General features: G+C 40.3%; 15 protein-coding genes and 3 tRNA genes. 14 read left to right on the top strand and 4 right to left on the bottom strand.

Annotation, left to right across the window (positions count from 1 at the left end; translation table 11 throughout):
- Window positions 1–13 precede the first annotated feature (13 nt).
- From H4075_RS16850 to ftsZ, 6 genes are all read left to right on the top strand, one after another.
- A complete protein-coding gene (locus tag H4075_RS16850; protein ID WP_182801992.1) occupies window positions 14–1,255 on the top strand; it encodes an FtsW/RodA/SpoVE family cell cycle protein in 1,242 nt (413 codons plus the stop codon).
- Window positions 1,252–2,346, top strand: coding sequence for an undecaprenyldiphospho-muramoylpentapeptide beta-N-acetylglucosaminyltransferase (gene murG, locus H4075_RS16845; protein ID WP_182801991.1), 1,095 nt, complete (start codon window positions 1,252–1,254; stop codon window positions 2,344–2,346). The genes H4075_RS16850 and murG overlap by 4 nt, the downstream gene beginning before the upstream one ends.
- Window positions 2,343–3,713 (top strand): UDP-N-acetylmuramate--L-alanine ligase, encoded by a 1,371-nt coding sequence (gene murC, locus H4075_RS16840; protein WP_182801990.1) that lies wholly within the window; start codon window positions 2,343–2,345, stop codon window positions 3,711–3,713. The genes murG and murC overlap by 4 nt, the downstream gene beginning before the upstream one ends.
- A gap of 5 nt (window positions 3,714–3,718) precedes the next feature.
- The gene (locus tag H4075_RS16835; RefSeq protein ID WP_182801989.1) at window positions 3,719–4,933 is read left to right on the top strand and encodes a cell division protein FtsQ/DivIB; all 1,215 of its coding nucleotides are present in this window, start codon (window positions 3,719–3,721) and stop codon (window positions 4,931–4,933) included.
- Window positions 4,934–5,128: 195 nt separating this feature from the next.
- Window positions 5,129–6,529 (top strand): cell division protein FtsA, encoded by a 1,401-nt coding sequence (gene ftsA, locus H4075_RS16830; protein ID WP_255460215.1) that lies wholly within the window; start codon window positions 5,129–5,131, stop codon window positions 6,527–6,529.
- Window positions 6,530–6,620: 91 nt separating this feature from the next.
- Window positions 6,621–8,489: a cell division protein FtsZ gene (gene ftsZ / locus H4075_RS16825; RefSeq protein ID WP_182801988.1), complete on the top strand. Its 1,869-nt coding sequence runs from the start codon at window positions 6,621–6,623 to the stop codon at window positions 8,487–8,489.
- Between the two features lie 174 nt (window positions 8,490–8,663).
- Here ftsZ and H4075_RS16820 read toward each other — a convergent pair whose 3' ends face one another.
- Window positions 8,664–9,071, bottom strand: a complete 408-nt coding sequence (locus tag H4075_RS16820; protein ID WP_182801987.1) for a hypothetical protein — start codon at window positions 9,069–9,071, stop codon at window positions 8,664–8,666.
- 573 nt (window positions 9,072–9,644) lie between these two features.
- On the opposite strand from H4075_RS16820, the gene H4075_RS16815 reads away from it, so the two are divergent.
- Window positions 9,645–10,373 carry a hypothetical protein gene (locus tag H4075_RS16815; protein WP_182801986.1) on the top strand — a complete coding sequence of 243 codons (729 nt, stop codon included), beginning with the start codon at window positions 9,645–9,647 and terminating at the stop codon, window positions 10,371–10,373.
- An 86-nt stretch (window positions 10,374–10,459) separates the two neighbouring features.
- Entirely contained in the window at window positions 10,460–11,308 is an 849-nt protein-coding gene (locus H4075_RS16810) for a hypothetical protein (RefSeq protein WP_182801985.1), read from the top strand.
- Window positions 11,309–11,371: 63 nt separating this feature from the next.
- On the opposite strand, the gene H4075_RS16805 is transcribed toward H4075_RS16810, so the two are convergent.
- Both H4075_RS16805 and H4075_RS16800 read right to left on the bottom strand, forming a co-directional pair.
- Window positions 11,372–11,455 (bottom strand) — tRNA-Leu (locus H4075_RS16805).
- Between the two features lie 109 nt (window positions 11,456–11,564).
- Window positions 11,565–12,713 (bottom strand): sensor histidine kinase, encoded by a 1,149-nt coding sequence (locus H4075_RS16800; protein WP_182801984.1) that lies wholly within the window; start codon window positions 12,711–12,713, stop codon window positions 11,565–11,567.
- A 39-nt stretch (window positions 12,714–12,752) separates the two neighbouring features.
- Here H4075_RS16800 and H4075_RS16795 point away from each other — a divergent pair, with 39 nt between their 5' ends.
- The 5 genes from H4075_RS16795 (at window position 12,753) to H4075_RS16775 (ending at window position 16,008) form a co-directional block, all read left to right on the top strand.
- On the top strand, window positions 12,753–13,793 hold the full coding sequence (locus tag H4075_RS16795; protein WP_255460214.1) for a glycosyltransferase family 2 protein: 1,041 nt from the start codon (window positions 12,753–12,755) through the stop codon (window positions 13,791–13,793).
- A 51-nt stretch (window positions 13,794–13,844) separates the two neighbouring features.
- The gene (locus tag H4075_RS16790; RefSeq protein WP_182801983.1) at window positions 13,845–14,048 is read left to right on the top strand and encodes a hypothetical protein; all 204 of its coding nucleotides are present in this window, start codon (window positions 13,845–13,847) and stop codon (window positions 14,046–14,048) included.
- Between the two features lie 87 nt (window positions 14,049–14,135).
- The gene (locus H4075_RS16785; protein WP_182801982.1) at window positions 14,136–15,662 is read left to right on the top strand and encodes a glucosyltransferase domain-containing protein; all 1,527 of its coding nucleotides are present in this window, start codon (window positions 14,136–14,138) and stop codon (window positions 15,660–15,662) included.
- A gap of 144 nt (window positions 15,663–15,806) precedes the next feature.
- Window positions 15,807–15,879, top strand: a tRNA-Gly gene (locus H4075_RS16780).
- Window positions 15,880–15,922: 43 nt separating this feature from the next.
- Window positions 15,923–16,008 (top strand) — tRNA-Leu (locus H4075_RS16775).
- Window positions 16,009–16,070: 62 nt separating this feature from the next.
- Here H4075_RS16775 and H4075_RS16770 read toward each other — a convergent pair.
- Window positions 16,071–16,910: an RHS repeat domain-containing protein gene (locus tag H4075_RS16770; protein WP_182801981.1), complete on the bottom strand. Its 840-nt coding sequence runs from the start codon at window positions 16,908–16,910 to the stop codon at window positions 16,071–16,073.
- Between the two features lie 70 nt (window positions 16,911–16,980).
- Here H4075_RS16770 and H4075_RS16765 point away from each other — a divergent pair, with 70 nt between their 5' ends.
- The gene (locus H4075_RS16765; RefSeq protein ID WP_182801980.1) at window positions 16,981–18,105 is read left to right on the top strand and encodes a DUF3667 domain-containing protein; all 1,125 of its coding nucleotides are present in this window, start codon (window positions 16,981–16,983) and stop codon (window positions 18,103–18,105) included.
- Window positions 18,106–18,108 lie beyond the last annotated feature (3 nt).

Genomic DNA, 18,108 nt, shown 5'->3' with positions numbered 1-18,108 from the left:
GCATAAAAAAGCAATGAGTCAAATCGCAAACATATCATCTAAATTTTCAACAGCAGGGCTGCGGGATAAAACCCGTGGCGATAAAGTGATCTGGGCAATCGTGGTTGTATTGTCGCTGGTGAGTTTATTGGTAGTGTACAGCGCCACCAACTCATTAGCCTATAAATTATACAAAGGCAATACCTACGTTTATCTCTTTAAACAGATCGCATTTATTTCGTTGGGTATTATCATTGTTTACTTTGCGCATAGGGTAAACTATACTATTTATTCAAGAGTAGCGAAGATGTTGTTTTACATCTCCATCGTGTTACTTATTTATACATTGTTCTTTGGTACAAAGATCAACGACGGAAGTCGTTGGATCAAGTTGCCGATCATCAATCTCACAGTACAAACATCCGATATTGCCAAACTGGCCTTGTTCATGTACCTCTCGAGATTGTTATCAAAGAAGCAGCATGTCATCAAAGATTTCAAAAAAGGATTTATTCCAATGATGATACCTATCGTGGTCATCTGCGGATTAATTGCCCCAGCAAATCTTTCAACAGCATTACTCACCGGTGCAACAAGCATGTTGTTGTTGTTCATCGGTCGAGTAAGTTTTAAACATATTGCATTGGTTGCAGCAACTGTTGCAATTCCTGTGATCATACTGATTGCAATTGCAGGAGCATACTACGATAAAGAAGAAGGAAAGATGAAAGAGTTACCTGCAGTTTTATCAGCAGGTCGTGTGCCAACATGGATCAAGCGTGTGCAGGATTTTATGTATGCAGCAAAAGGTGAAGCACCTTACCAGGTACAACAGGCAAAGATCGCTGTGGCAAAAGGTGGGTTGTTTGGATTAGGTCCCGGCAACAGTGAGCAACGTAATTTTTTACCACATCCATATTCCGATTATATCTATGCTATCATCATTGAAGAGTATGGAATCATTGGTGCAGCATTCATCGTTTTTATCTACATGGTGTTTTTGTTCAGGAGTATTCGGTTATTCAGGAAATGTCCATATGCATTCGGTGCATTTCTTGCATTGGCTTTGAGTTTTACACTGGTGATACAGGCCATGACAAACATGGCGGTGAATGTAGGATTGTTCCCTGTAACGGGTGTAACTCTTCCATTGGTGAGTATGGGTGGTAGTAGCTTTTTGTTTACCTGTTTATCAATCGGCATCATTTTAAGTGTTGCGAGAAATGTAGAAGATGCAGAAGGAAAGGCTGAGAACGTTAAAGAAGAATTGGCATGAGTGTAAAGATTATACTTGCAGGAGGTGGAACCGGTGGTCATATTTTTCCGGCAATTGCAATTGCAAATGCCATTAAGAAACAACAACCTGATGCAGAGATATTATTTGTGGGAGCAAAGGGTAGGATGGAAATGGAAAAAGTGCCGCAGGCAGGGTATGAAATAAAAGGGATAGACATTATAGGTTTTAACAGAAGTTCTTTGATAAAAAACATCGGCTTGCCGTTTAAGTTGCTAAGAAGCTTTGTACAGGTGCGGACGATCATCAACCAATTTAAACCAGACGCAGTGATAGGAGTAGGCGGTTATTCCAGCTTTCCGGTTTTGCGTTTTGCACAGAGTAAAGGCATTGCATCCTTTATTCATGAAAGCAATTCGTTTGCAGGAAAAGCAAATATGATGTTGGGAAAGAAGGCAACGAAAGTATTTGTAGCAAGCGATGGTATGGAGAAGTTTTTCCCGGCGCAAAAGATCATGATCACCGGAAACCCTGTTCGAGCTTCCATTTCACTTTCTTCTATAACGAAAGAAGAAGGTTTGAAATACTTTGGTTTAGAAACAACAAAGAAAACGGTGCTGGTTGTTGGTGGCAGTTTGGGTGCAAAGAGTATTAACGAAGCCATTGATGCAGGACTTGAGGAGTTTGAAAAGAATAACCTGCAACTCATTTGGCAAACAGGAAAAATATATGCGGAAAAAGCAAAGACACGAGCAGAAGGAAAATTCAATGTGTGGGTGAATGAGTTTATCAGTCAGATGGAACACGCTTACTCTGCGGCCGATGTGGTGATCTCAAGAGCTGGCGCTATGGCAATTGCCGAGATCTGTTTGGTTGCAAAGCCGGCTGTGTTTGTTCCTTATCCACATGCAGCAGAAGATCACCAAACAGTGAATGCAAAACATTTGGTTGAGAAGCATGCGGGATTAATGGTGAAGGATAATGAAGCAAAAGAGAAATTAGTAAGCAGCATCATTGCCTTGGCAAAAGATGAAGCGAAACAAAACGAATTGAAACAACATATTGCAAAACTGGGCGTGTCTGATGCCGATACAGTAATTGCAACAGAAGTATTGAAGTTGATAAAGAAATGATTCAGTTGAACGATATAAAGGCAGTGTACTTCGTAGGAATTGGTGGCATTGGCATGAGTGCAATCGCAAGGTTCTTTCATGAGAATGGAGTGAAGGTGAGTGGTTATGATAAAACGGTTACAGCACTTACATCGCAACTGGAAGCAGAAGGAATCAGTATTTATTATAATGAAGATGTAGAACGTATTCCCAAGGATGTGCAGTTGGTGGTTTACACACCCGCTATTCCAAAGGAGCATAAAGAGTACCAGTATTATCTGCAGAATGGGTACAGTGTAGTAAAGAGGAGTGATGTGCTGCAGATCATTACGCAAAGTTCTTTGAATATATGTGTAGCAGGTACGCATGGTAAAACAACCATCAGTACAATGACGGGGCATTTGTTACGTCACAGTGGTTTTGGTTGTAATGCTTTTCTCGGCGGTATTGCTGTTAATTACAACAGTAACTTCTGGGCAAGCGATAACAATGTGTGTGTGGTGGAAGCAGATGAGTATGATCGTTCATTTCATAAGCTGAGCCCGGATATAGCAGTGATCACGGCAATGGATGCTGATCATTTAGATATCTACGGAACGGCTGAAGCAATGGAAGAAGCGTTCATCGAGTTCACCAGGAAAATTAAACCCGGTGGATGGCTCATCAGCAAATATGGATTGAAACGAACCGGTGATTTGGTTGCAGACAATCACATCACTTATCATCTCAATGATACAAATGCAACTGTACACTCGGTGAATCTAAAAGTACAAAACGGCAGTTATGTCTTTGATGTGGTGTTTGGTGATTGGATATTGAAAGACGTGTTATTGAATGTTGGTGGTTTACACAATGTAGAAAATGCATTAGCAGCCATTGCAGTTGCCCATGTATTGAAGATCGATGATGAAAAAATTGAAGATGCAGTAACAGCATTTAAAGGCGTAAAAAGAAGATTTGAATATGTGATTGCTCCGGGCGAAGGAGATGTGGTGTTTGTAGACGATTATGCACATCATCCCGAAGAGTTGAGAGCGTTGATCACCGGTGCAAGAAGTTTGTTTTCAGATAAGAAACTGGTGTTGGTATTTCAACCACACCTGTTTACAAGAACAAGAGACTTAGCTGATGGTTTTGCAGCAAGTCTTGACATGGCAGACGAAGTAATTCTGTTGCCGATTTACCCGGCACGTGAATTACCGATTGAAGGAGTAACAAGTGAACTCATCTTAAACAAGATGAAATTGGAGAAGAAGCAGATATTGTCAAAAGAAGAGTTGTTGAATGAGGTAACGAGTAAGGTAGATAGCAATGTGGTGTTCGTAACAGCGGGTGCAGGAGATATTGATGCACTGTTACAGGAGTTAAAAAAGAAGATAGAAGCATAATTATAATGAGCAGTAAGAAATTTTCCTGGAAGAAGTTAGTACTCACTGTTATGTGGACAGTGATAGGTACAGCAACAATTGTGCTGCTGGTTGCTGCTGCTCGTAACAAAAATGGAAAACGTTGCAAAGATGTTATTGTAACCATCAAAGGTGTAGATGGAACGGAGTATGTAAGTAAAAAGCAAATACTGAATACGATCTCCGGTGGTCGTCCTGATCTGATGAAAGGAGCTCCAATTAAAACATTTGATCTGCAACAGCTGGAAGAATTACTGGAACGAAATCTCTGGATTCGTAATGCTGAATTGTTCTTTGATAATAATGATGTACTGCATGCTGATATTACTGAACGTGAACCCGTGGCCAGAGTGTTTATGGTAAACGGTCAATCATTTTATATTGATGATATGGGCGAGCAGTTGCCGATCACCAACGACCAGGTGGCACGTGTGCCTGTATTTACTTCTTTCCCGAATGAAACAACTGCAGCAAGAAAGAAAGATAGTTTGTTGCAGGAGCAGGTGAAAGAAATGGGTCACTATTTAATGAAGAATGATTTCTGGATGGCGCAGGTTGACCAGGTGAATATAAATAACTATGAATTTGAATTAGTGCCAAAGCTTGGCAATCATCTCATTCAGTTTGGAAATGCAGAAAAGATGGAACAGAAGTTTAACCGCTTGCTGTTGTTCTACAAAAACATCATGAATAAAACCGGTTGGAATTATTACAGCGCATTGGATGTGCGTTACGATAAACAACTGGTAGCTGTAAGAAGAGATAGTGTAAGTCTGTTTAAAAGTTTTGTGGTTGACCAGAATAATTATGACGTAAGCAGGGCTATTGACACAAGTTATATTAACAGCGATACAACATTAACAACTGAAAAACCAATTATAAACAACGAACCAAACAGTTTGCTTACCTCCGGGGCCTATAAGAGTGCACCAACACCTACAGAGCCCGTTTTAAAGTCCGCTACTGTGAAACCAGAGACAACTCAAAATCGCAATGCGATGAAAAACCAACTCCCTACCCCTGCAACAGGCAACAAGGTACAAGGAGACAAATCGCAAGTAACGAAGACAGTGCAAAATCCAAAACCAACTGAGCAAAAACCTAAGCCGAAGACAGAAGAAGAAAGTGTACTGAATGAAGCGAAGAGCCAACCTGTGAAAAAACAACCTAAAGCAGTGATGAAGAAGAAAGAGAATGAGTGATGAATAATGAGAGTGTTCATCCCCTCCTTGGAGGGGCTATAGAGTATGGCACTAAGGAAAATGATGAAAGGGGTGGGTTGAAGATGAATGTAGGAAAAGCGTACAAGAGTGCGACGCAACGATGAACAAACATGCACAACAGTTGATAACCATAAAAACAAAAAAGTTCACACAACTAAAAAACAACATACAACTATGACAACGGAATCACCCACAAACGGAACAGCAATGAGCGCACAGGCTGTCAATAACAACCCCATCATCGTGGGATTGGATATTGGTACAACCAAGATCGCTGCTATTGCCGGACGTAAGAATGAATTCGGCAAACTTGAAATTCTCGGCTTTGGTCGTGCAAACTCCAGCGGTGTACAACACGGCATGGTGTTAAACATTGATCAAACCATTAAAGCCATTGAACAGGCTTTACAAAATTGCTATGCAAGCAACCCAAATCTGGAGATCAACGAAGTATACGTTGGTATTGCAGGCCATCACATTAAATCATTGCAAACACGTGGCGATATTGTTCGTCAGCAAAACGAAGAAGAAATTTCGCAACGTGAAATTGATCAGCTGATCGGCGATCAATACAAAACCTATATTCCAGCTGGTGATCAGATCATTGATGTGATACCACAGGAGTTTACCGTGGATAACTTTCAGAATATTCCGAACCCGATCGGCTATAGTGGCGTGAAAGTTGGAGCAAACTTCCACATCATCACCGGCGATAAAAATGCAATACGCAATATCAATCGAAGTGTTGAAAAGAGCAATTTGAAAGTGAGAGATCTTGTGTTACAACCATTAGCATCTGCTGCTGCTGTTATGTGCGAGCATGATCTTGAAGCAGGTGTTGCCATTGTTGATATTGGTGGTGGTACAACTGATCTTGCAGTTTTTTATGAAGGTATTTTAAAACATACTGCAGTTATTCCATTCGGCGGTGAGAACATTACCAACGACATTAAAATGGGATTAGGTGTATTGCGTACACAGGCAGAGCAAATGAAAGTGCAGTTTGGCAGCGCATTGGCTGATGAAGCAAAATCAAATGCGTTCATCACTATTCCGGGTATTCGTGGAATGGCGCCCAAGGAGATCAGTGTAAAAAATCTTGCACACATCATCCAGGCACGTATGAGTGAGATCATGGATTTTGTAACCTATCATTTAAAGCAGGTTGGTTTAGATAACCGCATGCTCAATGGTGGTATTGTATTAACTGGTGGTGGTTCACAATTGAAACATCTCATTCAGTTAACAGAATATGTAACAGGATTGAATGCACGTATTGGTTTCCCCAACGAACATTTAGCTCCCGGTCATATTGATGAATTAGCCAAGCCAATGTATTCAACCTGTATTGGTTTGATCATGAAAGGTTACAACGTATTCGAGAACACACAGAACAAGCTGAAAGGAATAGAAGTAAAAGAAGAACCTGTAGCAGAAGTGGTGAATGTGTACGATGAACAATCTGAAACACATGTAGTGCGTGTAAAAAAACGCAAGAGCCTGAAAGGATTTATGGACAGCATTAAAGATGGATTGATTGATTTGTTTAACGAAGAAGAAGACAGGAAGCTATGAGTGATGAGTGAATAGTAATGAGTATTCATTCACTATTGACCATTCACCATTCACAACAAAAAACTTACTAACCCAGCAAACCCGGAAAGTTATGATACATTTTGATCTGCCAAAGGAAAAGTCATCCATCATCAAAGTAATTGGTGTTGGTGGCGGTGGTAGCAATGCAGTAAATCACATGCATGCTCAAGTTATTGAAGGAGTAAATTTTATTATTTGTAATACAGATGCACAGGCTATTGCACAAAGCATGGTGCCGAACAAAGTGCAGTTAGGTCCGCATTTAACGCAGGGCCTTGGTGCCGGTGCTAATCCTGAAATTGGACGCCAGGCAACTGAAGAAAGTTTAGAAGAATTAAAAACCATGTTGGAAGTAAACACCAAGATGGCTTTTATTACTGCAGGTATGGGTGGTGGAACAGGTACAGGTGGTGCACCCATCATTGCAAAAATTTGTAAGGATCTCGGCATACTTACTGTTGGTATTGTTACTACACCATTTGGTTACGAGGGAAAGAAACGTATTCAACAGGCGGAAGATGGTATCGGCCGTTTGAAAGAATATGTTGACACCTTACTTGTGATCAGCAATGATAAGTTGCGTCACCAGTTTGGTAATTTAAAAATGAAAGAAGCATTTTCAAAAGCAGATAATGTATTGGCCACTGCTGCAAAATGTATCACAGATGTCATTAACAGTACCGGTCAGATCAACGTCGATTTTGCCGATGTATGTACCGTTATGAAAAATGGTGGTGTAGCAATTCTTGGTAATGCAAGTGCAAATGGTGATAACCGTGCGCAGCGTGCTATTGAAGAAGCATTGAATTCGCCATTGTTGAATGATAATGATATTAAAGGTGCAAAATGGATATTGATTAATATCAACAGTGCCGAAGGTGATCACGAGTTCACCATGGATGAAGTTGAAATTATCCAGAACCATTTATTATCACAGGCTGGTGAAAACACCGATGTGATCCTCGGTTTGGGTTATGATAGTACATTAGGCGATAAGATCGGTATTACATTAATTGCAACAGGTTTTGAAGCAAAAGATCCGTTCGATAAAAAGCCTGCTGTTGTGGAAGAAGTAAAACCGAAAACAGAAAAGATCGTTATGACTTTGGCCGAGCCAGAGAAAAAAGCATACAGTCAGCCCGCTCTTTTTGCGGAGGAGCCGAAGCCAACTCCGGCACCTGCTCCGGCTCCGGCTCCTGTTGAAAATGTTGCCCCTGCCGTTACGAATGAGGTAAACCTGCAACCTGTTTTATCAACTGAAGTGCCTGTTGCAAAAGTGGAAGTAGCAGCTGCGCCTGTTGTTGAAACAGAAAAGATCGAATTTGTATTAGAGCCAATTGCTCCTGTGCAAACTATGCAACCTGAAATAACAGCTCCGCTTGCAGAAGTGAAAGAAGAAGTGGTAATGAAACAGCCAGTTCAGGAAGTAAAACCTACAAGTGCTTTCCTGAAGAAGCCAACGATGATTTATGTAGAGACAGACGAAGAAGAATCCATTCCGGAAATAAAAGCCGAAGAAAAACCGGTTGAAGCTCCAGTTCAACAATTGCACATTGTCAAAGACGAAGAAGAATCGTTCGACATGCAGTTGGTGGAGAAAAAAGAACAACCAACGGCGGAGAAAGAGTCTAGGGCCGATCAAAATGTTCATCTTGCTTCTTCGGAAGAGCCTCCGGTAACGGATGAGGCAGAAGAGCAACGGAAAAAAGCAGCCGATCGTTTACAGAAGTTGAGAAACCTCTCGTTTAACATCCATGGCAGCGATCCGAATAATGAGTTTGACACTGTGCCGGCATATCTCCGCCGTAATTTAGAACTGTACAATACAATTTCGCCTGCAGAAAATTTCTACAGCAATTACACAGTACAGAGTGATGAAAATAACCAGGCGCAGATCAATACCATCAATACATTTCTGGATGGTAAAAAACCAGACTAATAACTTGCTCTATGCTTTAGCATGGAGACATCTTTGTTTTATAGTTGTAAGGTGAATTTTTAGAATCGTTGATTTTTATTAGTTGTGTAAAACCCCTCTGCTTGCAGAGGGGTTTCTTTTTTTGTCAAACCTTAAACATGAGAAAACGAAAGTCAATAACTATACTTAAACGATCTAAACATGCATTCTTGAAAAAATAATTCCTGCGATCAAGGCTTGGAAAAAACCATACAATAGCCATGTGCCCGTAGTGAGTAACGAAACATTAATGGCACTATATGTGATCAATAATGAAGGAATGGTAGCAATTACAACATAGATCAATGCCATTTCAATACCCTGCATCAGTGCATTACCTTTTAATAATGATTTAAACCTGTTCCAGAACCAGGCAAGCCCAAAGGCCAGCACAACGGGATGAACATAATAAAGCAAGTTGCGTGATTCATCATTTACAAAAGCGGGGTTATAATATTCTTCTGCCACCTTTGGTAAAAGGATCGGCATCACCAATAAACACAGGTAGGCAAACACCAGCAAAACAATGCTTGCAATAAAACCGGAACTGATGATTTTTTTCATTTGAAATTATTTATATACGAAAATAAACGGGCGGAGCTTTCGGGTAACTGACAGGGATAGGTGAAAAAGATGATCCTGATCATAGTCTGATCAGTTTAAATTGTTGGCCTTACCTGCAATCAGGGATCATAAGCAGGAGCACAGGTTAACCTCAATACAAAAAAACTCCCTCTGCATTTGTTGATCAACAAAAAAGTGATGCATTTTGATGTGCATAATAAAAGCTTCGCAAGCGTGTATAAACGAAAAAAACCTTTTATGTACGCAATTGATTTTTTAATGGATTTTATTTCGCTGAAAATATTTTTGTAAGCGGATAGTTTGTATCGGCATCTATCTTTTTTAAACCTCTTCAGATATTCCTTAAGTATTGATTTTGAATACGAATTACATGTTATTGTTTGTGATAAGTAAAAGAAAATTTCTCTTGGCACAGTTTATGATTTTAGGTGTGTGTTGATGTGAAAAAAACTTTATCAACAGTTTTAAACCTCTGAAAATATCCTCTGTCTGTATATCCGTTGAAAAGCTCAAAAAGCTTTTATACTTATTCAATCATCAAAACAAAACAGTATGAAGAACAAGATGAAACAGTTATCAGCCGCAGCAGTTGTAATGCTTTTCGCAAATGCTGCCCTTGCACAGGTAAACCTTAATTTAAACAGCACAACAAGCGCAGTTACAAAAGCAACCGTAAGCACAAGTAAAGTAGCAGATGTAGTTGGTAAAACAACACAGGCTACAACAAGAGTGGTAAATGCTACAGGTAAAGTGGTGCAAACAACAGCAAATGTTGCTACACGTACAACAGCAAATGTATCAGCAAAAACAAATGCTGCTGCAAATGCAACATTAAAAAGCAGCAATGCCAAAGTAACAAATGAAACAGCTGTTGATGCACGTTTGAAATCAGAAACAAATGTGCCGGAGCAAGGCAAAGGTATTTCTGCTGAAGTAAAAGAAATGGTAGTTACTGAAGCACAAGGTATCCGTACAACAGAAAAAGAATTACGGAATGATGTGAAGCCCGGCTTAAACATCAGCAGCAGTACAAATGCGAACGCAAACGGTGAAGTAAATTCAAACAACGCATCTGCCAATGGCGAGATCAACGGTAATGCAGAAGTTAAAACTGATGCTAAAGCAAAAGCTGATGCTATGAAAGAAAAAGCAGAAGCAAAAGCAGCCGATGCAAAGACGAATGCAAAAGCAACAGTTAAGAAAGCAAAGAAAACAAAAGTAAATGCTAATGCTGAAGTATCTGTAAACAGTAACTCAGCAGTTTCAACAGGTCGTCAGTAAGGTGAATATTTTGTATTGACGATTGGGAAAGAAAGTCCCGCCACGGCGGGACTTTCTTCTTCAAACCTTTATCAAACCGTAAAACCATGAAAAAGTATAAACAACTGTTTTTGTTTTTTGTGCTGTGTAGTCCGTTGATTCTTTCTGCACAGAGCGATAGTACAAAAGCTGATACAAGAAAGCCTGTTTTTACAGCCAACATCGCTCATCAATCGCTTGTGCATTTTCTTGGACGTACTGATAGTTTGAGCAGCAGTGCTACGTTACCCATAATCAGTTATCAATTGAAAAATGGGTTGTATGCACAGGGCGCCGCTATTTTTATTGCAAACAGTGCTTTGCCATTTCAGTATACCGGTGGCAGTGTAGAACTTGGTTATCGTTTTCCGGAGAGTGAAAAATTTTCAGGTAATGTGTTTGTGTCACGTTTTCTTTATAAGGAAGAATCAGTACTTGTGCAATCAGCATTAAAATACCAGACAGGAATTAATACGTCCCTTCAAAATAAAATTGTCAATATAAATCTTGGTGCCGATTTGAAATTCAGTAACAACACTGATATCGGTGCAACAGCAGGGCTTGATCATTTATTCATCATTCCACTTAAGGAGGGTGAGCCAAAAGCCTTTGCCATTAACCCAACCGTAACAGCTTATGGTGGTACGCAACGTTTTAGCGAAACCTATCAGAAAAAACAAAACAGTACGGTGGGAGGTTTGCCGGTTGGTCCGCCACAAACTGTAACAGAAACAAGGAATGTAAATACGTTTTCTATTCTTGCTTATGAATACACGATGCCGCTTGTGTTGGTGTGGGGTAAGTTCAATGCAGTATTAAGTCCATCTTATGTAATGCCGCAAAACCTCATTACATCAAACGGTGAATATGGACGCAATCGTTTTTATGTAACAGCAAGCGTGGGTATTCGGTTATGATCAACTGACAAATAAAACTCTACATATACAAAAGCCCCGATCATTTGATCGGGGCTTTGCCTGTGCCCGGGACTGGATTCGAACCAGCACGTCCTTTCGAACACCACCACCTCAAAGTGGCTTGTCTACCAATTTCAACACCCGGGCTCGGGGGTGCAAATGTAAAATGCTGCTCCCATTCAATCAAATTTATTTGCAGGGCTGCTTGTTGTAAAGAGTGAATATTGAGTACAGAGTTCAGGCTACCGGCTTTCTTTTACTTCTTCAACACAATCCTGAACGTAGTGCCTTTTCCCGGCTCTGAGTGTTTTACGTACAGTTGTCCTTTGTGGTATTGTTCAATAATACGTTTGCTGAGCGATAAACCTAAACCCCAGCCACGTTTCTTCGTAGTAAAGCCAGGTTTAAACACACGGTTGATGTTTTGCGATACAATGCCTTTGCCCGTATCTGTTACATCAATGATGATGGTTCGCTCTTCTTCGTGCATATCAACCGTAATATTTCCTTTGCCATCCATCGCATCCAATGCATTCTTCAACAGGTTTTCAATCACCCAATCGAAGAGTGGGGGAGAAACAGCTGCAATCATATCCGCTTTATTCTTCTTCACTTCAAGATGCACTTTACCCGTTGCTCGTTTGCGGATATATTCTACCATTTCTTCTACCTGCCGCACCACATTATTCGGTTCTAATTGAGGCGTACTGCCGATCTTTCCAAAACGATCACTCACGAGTCGTAACCGCTGTACATCCTTTTCGATCTCAGTTGCAATTTGCGATTGTGCATTTTCTTCTTTCAACATTTCCACCCAACCCTGTAACGATGAAACAGGCGTACCAAGTTGATGCGCCGTTTCTTTGGCCATACCTGCCCACACCTGGTTTTGGGTTGATTTGTTTCTGATCTGTAAAGAGAAAATAGTAATGATGATGAACAGTGCTACAATAAACAACTGCACCATGGGATAGTAACGCACCTGTTGCAGCAATGCAGAATGACCGAAATAATATTTATTGATGAGCAACGGATCTTTACTTATTTCAAGAATGATTGGTTGATTCTGACCTTTGAATTCTTTTAGTTTTGAAGCGAGATAACCGGGATCGTTTGCAATTTTTGAACTGTCGATATTGATATAACTCACAATACTGTCCTTCTCATCTGTTTCAATAATGGGGATCGATTTCTGTTCGTTACGAATGAGTGAAGGAAGTTTTGTATCAGCATCAATGGGTGCCATGATCAGGAACCTACCGGCTTCCACCCATTGCTCCACTTTCAGTCGTTCATCAACTGCAATTTTATCGGCCAGATAGTTCGAATAAAAAATAGTACCGGTTACAATGCCAATGGCAATAATTGCCAGTAATGTTCGCCAGTTAAAATATTGACCAAGCATGCCCTAATTTAGACAAGGTTTCACTCTCAACCGCTATTTTTGAAAAAATATTTACCACACTTGCAAACCCTCCCGTCTGTTGCTGTTGTTATTCTTAACTGGAATGGAAGAAATTTCCTGCAACAGTTTCTGCCTTCTGTATTAGCATCAACGTACACAAATCTGCGGGTGATTGTTGCTGATAATGCATCAACAGATGATTCGGTACAGTTTGTACAACAAACATTTCCTTCGGTTGAAATATTGACAAGCAACGAGAATTATGGATTTGCAAAAGGCTATAATTTTTTTCTGCAACAGGTAAAGGCCGATTATTATGTGTTGCTGAACAGTGATGTGGAAGTAACTACTAAATGGATCGAACCAATTATTGAGTTGATGGAAGCAGATAAAAGCATTGCTGCCTGTCAGCCAAAAATTCTTTCTTTTCATCAGAAAGATACATTTGAATATGCAGGTGCAAGTGGAGGATGGATTGATGCATTGGGTTATCCGTTTTCACGTGGCCGTGTGTTTGATGTGTTGGAAAAAGATACCGGACAGTACAACGATGCTGTAGAAATATTCTGGGCAAGTGGCGCAGCACTGTTCATCAGGGCTGAGCAATTTCATGCAATGAAAGGTTTCGATGAATTCTTTTTTGCGCACCAGGAAGAGATCGATCTGTGCTGGCGTTTGCAGCGGAGCGGATACAAAGTATTTGTTTGCCCGCAATCGGTCGTGCATCATGTTGGTGGCGGCACCTTGCCAACCGGCAGCAGCCAAAAAGTATTTCTCAACTTCCGTAATAACCTGGTGATGATCTGCAAAAACCTGCCTTGGTCTCAACTGTGGTGGAAGCTTCCGCTGCGGGTTGGGTTAGATGCAGTATCGGCCTGGAAAGAATTACTCAGTGGAAAATCAATTTATTTTTTCGCTGTGATTAAAGCCCATTTTGCCTTTACAGGTTGGGTATTTGGCCCAAAACAGACTGCTACGGGCACATACCCCCGCTTAAAAACCGTATACAAAGGATCAGTTGTATGGCAGTATTTCATCCAAAAAAAGAAGATTTTTTCTGAAATTGTAAAGGCTGTCTGAAGGGTTGTAACACATCATCCCTTACATTTGCAACTGTAAAAACCGACTAATATGGCTCAAGAGATCATCGACGAAAAGCAAAAAGATATCACGAGTAACTGGGTAACTTCATCCCGCTTCCTGTTTTATGTACAGGTGTTTTGTATTGCAGCATTTTTGCTGGGTGGATGTTACAAATTGTACAGCTACCGTTATAAAGGAAAGCCGGAAGTGCAAATGCCAGAAAGCACGCTTTACAATCCTAAGTATAAATAAGTGTTTTTATAATAATACTCGGCCCTCTTTGCAGAAAGGAGGGCTTTTTTGTTCCGAGAAATTAACCTGAAACCCTGATTTAATTGCATGCAGACTTCAAAACACCTGTCTACAATAATTGGTATCGCCATCCTCGCCAGCTTCCTGATCTATTACCCGGTATTTTTTGCTGAGTACGCATTTACTGATGAAGCACATCAGCTTTGGTACAATAATGACGGTTCGAATTTTATCATGTTTCTGAACCAGGGCCGACTCATTACCGGTTGGTTAATTGATGGTGCCTTTGGCAATATGGATTCGATTGGCGATATAAAATGGTTGCGGATATTTTCATTTGCTACCATGATCATGTTTATCCTGTTGTATGGAGTGTTATCCAGAAAGCTGTTTGATGATCTTAAAATCGATGGCAAAGTATGGGCACTGTCCGTCGTGTTTATTCCTTGCAGTTTATCTGCTGCCATTTATGTTGGATGGGCATCCTGTGCCGAAATATTTTTGGCCACACTGGCTGCTTTTTTATCGGGCTATTTCCTGTTTAAAAAAGTACACAGCAACGAGACTTATTTAAAAGTTTCTACACTTACACTGGTTGTAAGCCTGTTCTTCGCCATGTGTTCGTTGTTTACTTACCAAACAGCCTTTGGTTTTTTCCTTTTGCCCTTCTTCCTGTATTTTATAAAAAACAAAACTGCTAAAATTGACAGAACGATCGTCATCGGTGTGGGCTTCTATCTTACATGTTATGTTGTGTATTATTTCCTGTTCAAGTATTCACTTAAAGTGTACAATGTTCCGCCAAGTACAAGGGCAACAATTAATATTGATCCTTTAGGGAAACTGAGTTTCTTTTTCTCCTATCCGTTGGCGCAGGCATTTAGTTTTAATTTTCTGTACAATGCAAGAAGTGTTTTGTCGCAGATATTTTATCCATTGGTTATACTTTTTTGGGTGATCAGTTTGTTTGTGCAGATCGGGAAAAAAAATGTGGGGAAGATCACCGGTCATATACTTATTTGTTTTGCATTGCTTATCCTTGCTTACCTGCCGTTGATGATATCAGTTGAAAGCTTTGCTTCGTACAGAACAATGTTTGCACTCAATTTCCTGGTATTCGTAATGGTTTGTGATTTTGTACTTATGTTTTTGACATCCAGCAGGATGAGAAATGCTGTAGCAGGACTAGCTGGTCTTGTTTTTTGTGCTGTTGCAGTCTATAATTACCACATCAATTTTTCGAAACCATTGGAAAAAGAATATGCCGCTTTGCGTTCTTATTTCATGAATAATTATGAGGAAGGAACAGAGGCGATATTTTTTGTGCGACCACCGGTGAATTTATTTAAGCCGGCATTCGGCGTAAATTATTATACCGATGAATTTGGATACCCTTCAACCGAAAAAGACTGGACTCCCAAACCATTGCTGAAACAACTTGTGCTTGAAAAAACAAAAAGCAGGGAGAAGGCCAAGCAAGTGCTGTTTGACGTTTCTTCATCAACTGAATCACCTGTATTTTCATCAACTGATACTACTGCAAAAGTTCTCATTATAGATATGCAGACAATTTTTAATGCAGCGGTGAAACCCGCCGGTAAGAGTGAAAATTGATAAAGATTGCTCTTTACATTGGATTTCAGTTCATATCCGGGTCGTGAGATCGTTTTTCTTCAGGCGAAAGCTGAAAATTTTTGCTGAGTTTTTTGTCAATTAATTGAACGTCCCTTACATTTGCACCCAATCGTTCTTTTACAAGCGGAAGTAGCTCATTTGGTAGAGCACGACCTTGCCAAGGTCGGGGTGGCCGGTTCGAGCCCGGTCTTCCGCTCACAGTCCCGCTCTCATGCGGGATTTTTTTTCACCCTATTGGAGCCCCGGTGGTGGAATTGGTAGACACGCAGGACTTAAAATCCTGTGACCCGCAACGGTCGTAACGGTTCAACTCCGTTCCGGGGCACAAAAAAAGCGACGTTCTTCGTCGCTTTTTTTATTTGTATTATACTCATCACTGTTTATTCATCACTCATACCTATACGTCACATATCCCATCAACTGCTTCTGCTTACTGAAACAACTTTCTTTTGTCTTTAATCCTTGGGGATTATATTGGTAGCGCCAGGTAACATAATCGCTGCCTCCACTTTGTACGGAGATCATTTGCGAAAGCAAAGACTGTTCATTGTATTCATACACATAGTCAGGTAACAAACGGCGTGCACGATCATTAAAGCGTACAATATCTGTTAAGCGGTTTTGCACATCATAATAGTAATACCAGGTTTGCGTTGGTTTTCCTTTTGCTGTGATGATCTCTTCACCCACATTACCTTTTTCATCAGCTTTAAATTGAATAAACGCAGTATCTGTTCCGTTTTTAATGCGCAACATCGAAACAGGTAATCCTGTTGAATCGTATGTGTATTGATGACGAACTATTTCTTTTGTTTTGTAGGCGTATGCCTGCGATAAATTTTCAACAACTGCTAATCGTCCTTCCGCATCATAAGTATAACTTGATACATTCAATGTTGTATTGGAACTATCGGCACTGCGAATCAATTGTCCCTTTGCATTAAACTGTGTTACCAATACCGATTGCATGGTCGCCATCGTTTGACTGAATGTCTTCATGATATTGAACGATGGACTTATTTCCTGAAAGCAGATAAACTGTTCAACAGGTTCGCCGGTTCCTTCAAACGACTGCAACACCACTTTACGCACTTTGTTGGCTTTGTATTGTTTGATCTGCTCCATGGTTTGGCGTGTACTGAGGATGTCTTTCTGGTAGTACTGGCTTTGGCCGGCAAAAGGTAACAGGGCAAGTAAAACGAAGGCGGATATTAGTTTGTGCATCATGTGTGGCAAAGATATTCCTGAAATAAGAAACGTATGGGTGAATCTTTTTATTTTAGCCAAAACTAAGGCTATGTCGCACAGCGATGAACGGAAGGAAAAAAACTGCTTAAACTGTAATGCAAGGGTCTTTGGCCGGTATTGCCATGTGTGCGGACAGGAGAATGTTGAGCCAAGGGAAACAGCCTGGCACCTGGTTGTTCATTTTTTTAACGATATCACCCATTTTGAAGGAAAATTCAACAAAGCAATCCGCTATCTTTTATTCAGACCGGGTTTTTTACCGGCCGAGTATGCACGTGGCCGCCGTATGAGTTACATGAACCCGGTGAGGATGTATGTGTTTACATCGGCTTTCTTTTTTATCATTTTCTTTTCCTTGTTTAAGATCGATGATAGTGCAGTTGCTCTCAGTTATGCCAAACTGGAAGATCGTTTCAGAGATAGTGATGTAGACTTTGATGTGAACTTTGTTTCAGGTAAAATAAGCGTGGGGAAAAATGAAGTTGGTAACATCAACAGGATGGATAAGCTCAACGACAAGCTGATCGATTCACTCATCAGAGCATCAGCACAAAAGAAAGATTCATTAAATGTGGGTGATTCGGTGAAAAAGAAAAAGCCATTATCCTTGTTTGATTTTGGCGACAAGTTTAAGTCGGTTGAAACATATGACTCCATTCAGAAAAGTTTACCGGAAAATGAACGGGATGGTTGGTTTTCATCATTAGTCAGCAGGAAAGTAGCACACATTAATGAGAAATATGGCAAAACTCCCGGGCTCGCTTTTGCACGGCTTACTGATGTATTTCTGCATAAGTTGCCCACCATCTTCTTTGTATCACTTCCCCTGTTTGCACTCATTCTTTCGTTGTTATATATCCGGCAACGCAAACAATTTAATTTTGTGAACCATGCCATCTTCAGTATTTATTATTACATCTTCTGTTTCCTGTTGATGCTGATCTATTTTGCTGCAAACAAATTGGGTGACATGTCTGGCTGGAGTATTTTCATTTGGATACAGATAGCATTGGCTTTTTATTTGTTTATTTACCTGTATAAAGCCATGCGTAATTACTACCTGCAACGCAGGGCTAAAACTATCATCAAATACTTTCTGCTTAACTTCATCTTTTTCATTGTTGTTACTTTTCTTTTTGTTGGATTTTTAATTTTCTCAGCGTTTAATATTTAAACT

This window comes from Lacibacter sediminis (assembly GCF_014168535.1).
In the GTDB taxonomy this organism is placed as follows: domain Bacteria; phylum Bacteroidota; class Bacteroidia; order Chitinophagales; family Chitinophagaceae; genus Lacibacter; species Lacibacter sediminis.
This window is presented reverse-complemented; position numbering and strand designations above follow the sequence as displayed.

Excerpts from the sequence above, each read along its gene's own strand:
- H4075_RS16850 (WP_182801992.1), top strand. The coding sequence starts at position 14 with ATGAGTCAAATCGCAAACATATCATCTAAATTTTCAACAGCAGGGCTG.
- murG (WP_182801991.1), top strand. The coding sequence starts at position 1,252 with ATGAGTGTAAAGATTATACTTGCAGGAGGTGGAACCGGTGGTCATATT.
- murC (WP_182801990.1), top strand. The coding sequence starts at position 2,343 with ATGATTCAGTTGAACGATATAAAGGCAGTGTACTTCGTAGGAATTGGT.
- H4075_RS16835 (WP_182801989.1), top strand. The coding sequence starts at position 3,719 with ATGAGCAGTAAGAAATTTTCCTGGAAGAAGTTAGTACTCACTGTTATG.
- ftsA (WP_255460215.1), top strand. The coding sequence starts at position 5,129 with ATGACAACGGAATCACCCACAAACGGAACAGCAATGAGCGCACAGGCT.
- ftsZ (WP_182801988.1), top strand. The coding sequence starts at position 6,621 with ATGATACATTTTGATCTGCCAAAGGAAAAGTCATCCATCATCAAAGTA.
- H4075_RS16820 (WP_182801987.1), bottom strand. The coding sequence starts at position 9,071 with ATGAAAAAAATCATCAGTTCCGGTTTTATTGCAAGCATTGTTTTGCTG.
- H4075_RS16815 (WP_182801986.1), top strand. The coding sequence starts at position 9,645 with ATGAAGAACAAGATGAAACAGTTATCAGCCGCAGCAGTTGTAATGCTT.
- H4075_RS16810 (WP_182801985.1), top strand. The coding sequence starts at position 10,460 with ATGAAAAAGTATAAACAACTGTTTTTGTTTTTTGTGCTGTGTAGTCCG.
- H4075_RS16800 (WP_182801984.1), bottom strand. The coding sequence starts at position 12,713 with ATGCTTGGTCAATATTTTAACTGGCGAACATTACTGGCAATTATTGCC.
- H4075_RS16790 (WP_182801983.1), top strand. The coding sequence starts at position 13,845 with ATGGCTCAAGAGATCATCGACGAAAAGCAAAAAGATATCACGAGTAAC.
- H4075_RS16785 (WP_182801982.1), top strand. The coding sequence starts at position 14,136 with ATGCAGACTTCAAAACACCTGTCTACAATAATTGGTATCGCCATCCTC.
- H4075_RS16770 (WP_182801981.1), bottom strand. The coding sequence starts at position 16,910 with ATGATGCACAAACTAATATCCGCCTTCGTTTTACTTGCCCTGTTACCT.
- H4075_RS16765 (WP_182801980.1), top strand. The coding sequence starts at position 16,981 with ATGTCGCACAGCGATGAACGGAAGGAAAAAAACTGCTTAAACTGTAAT.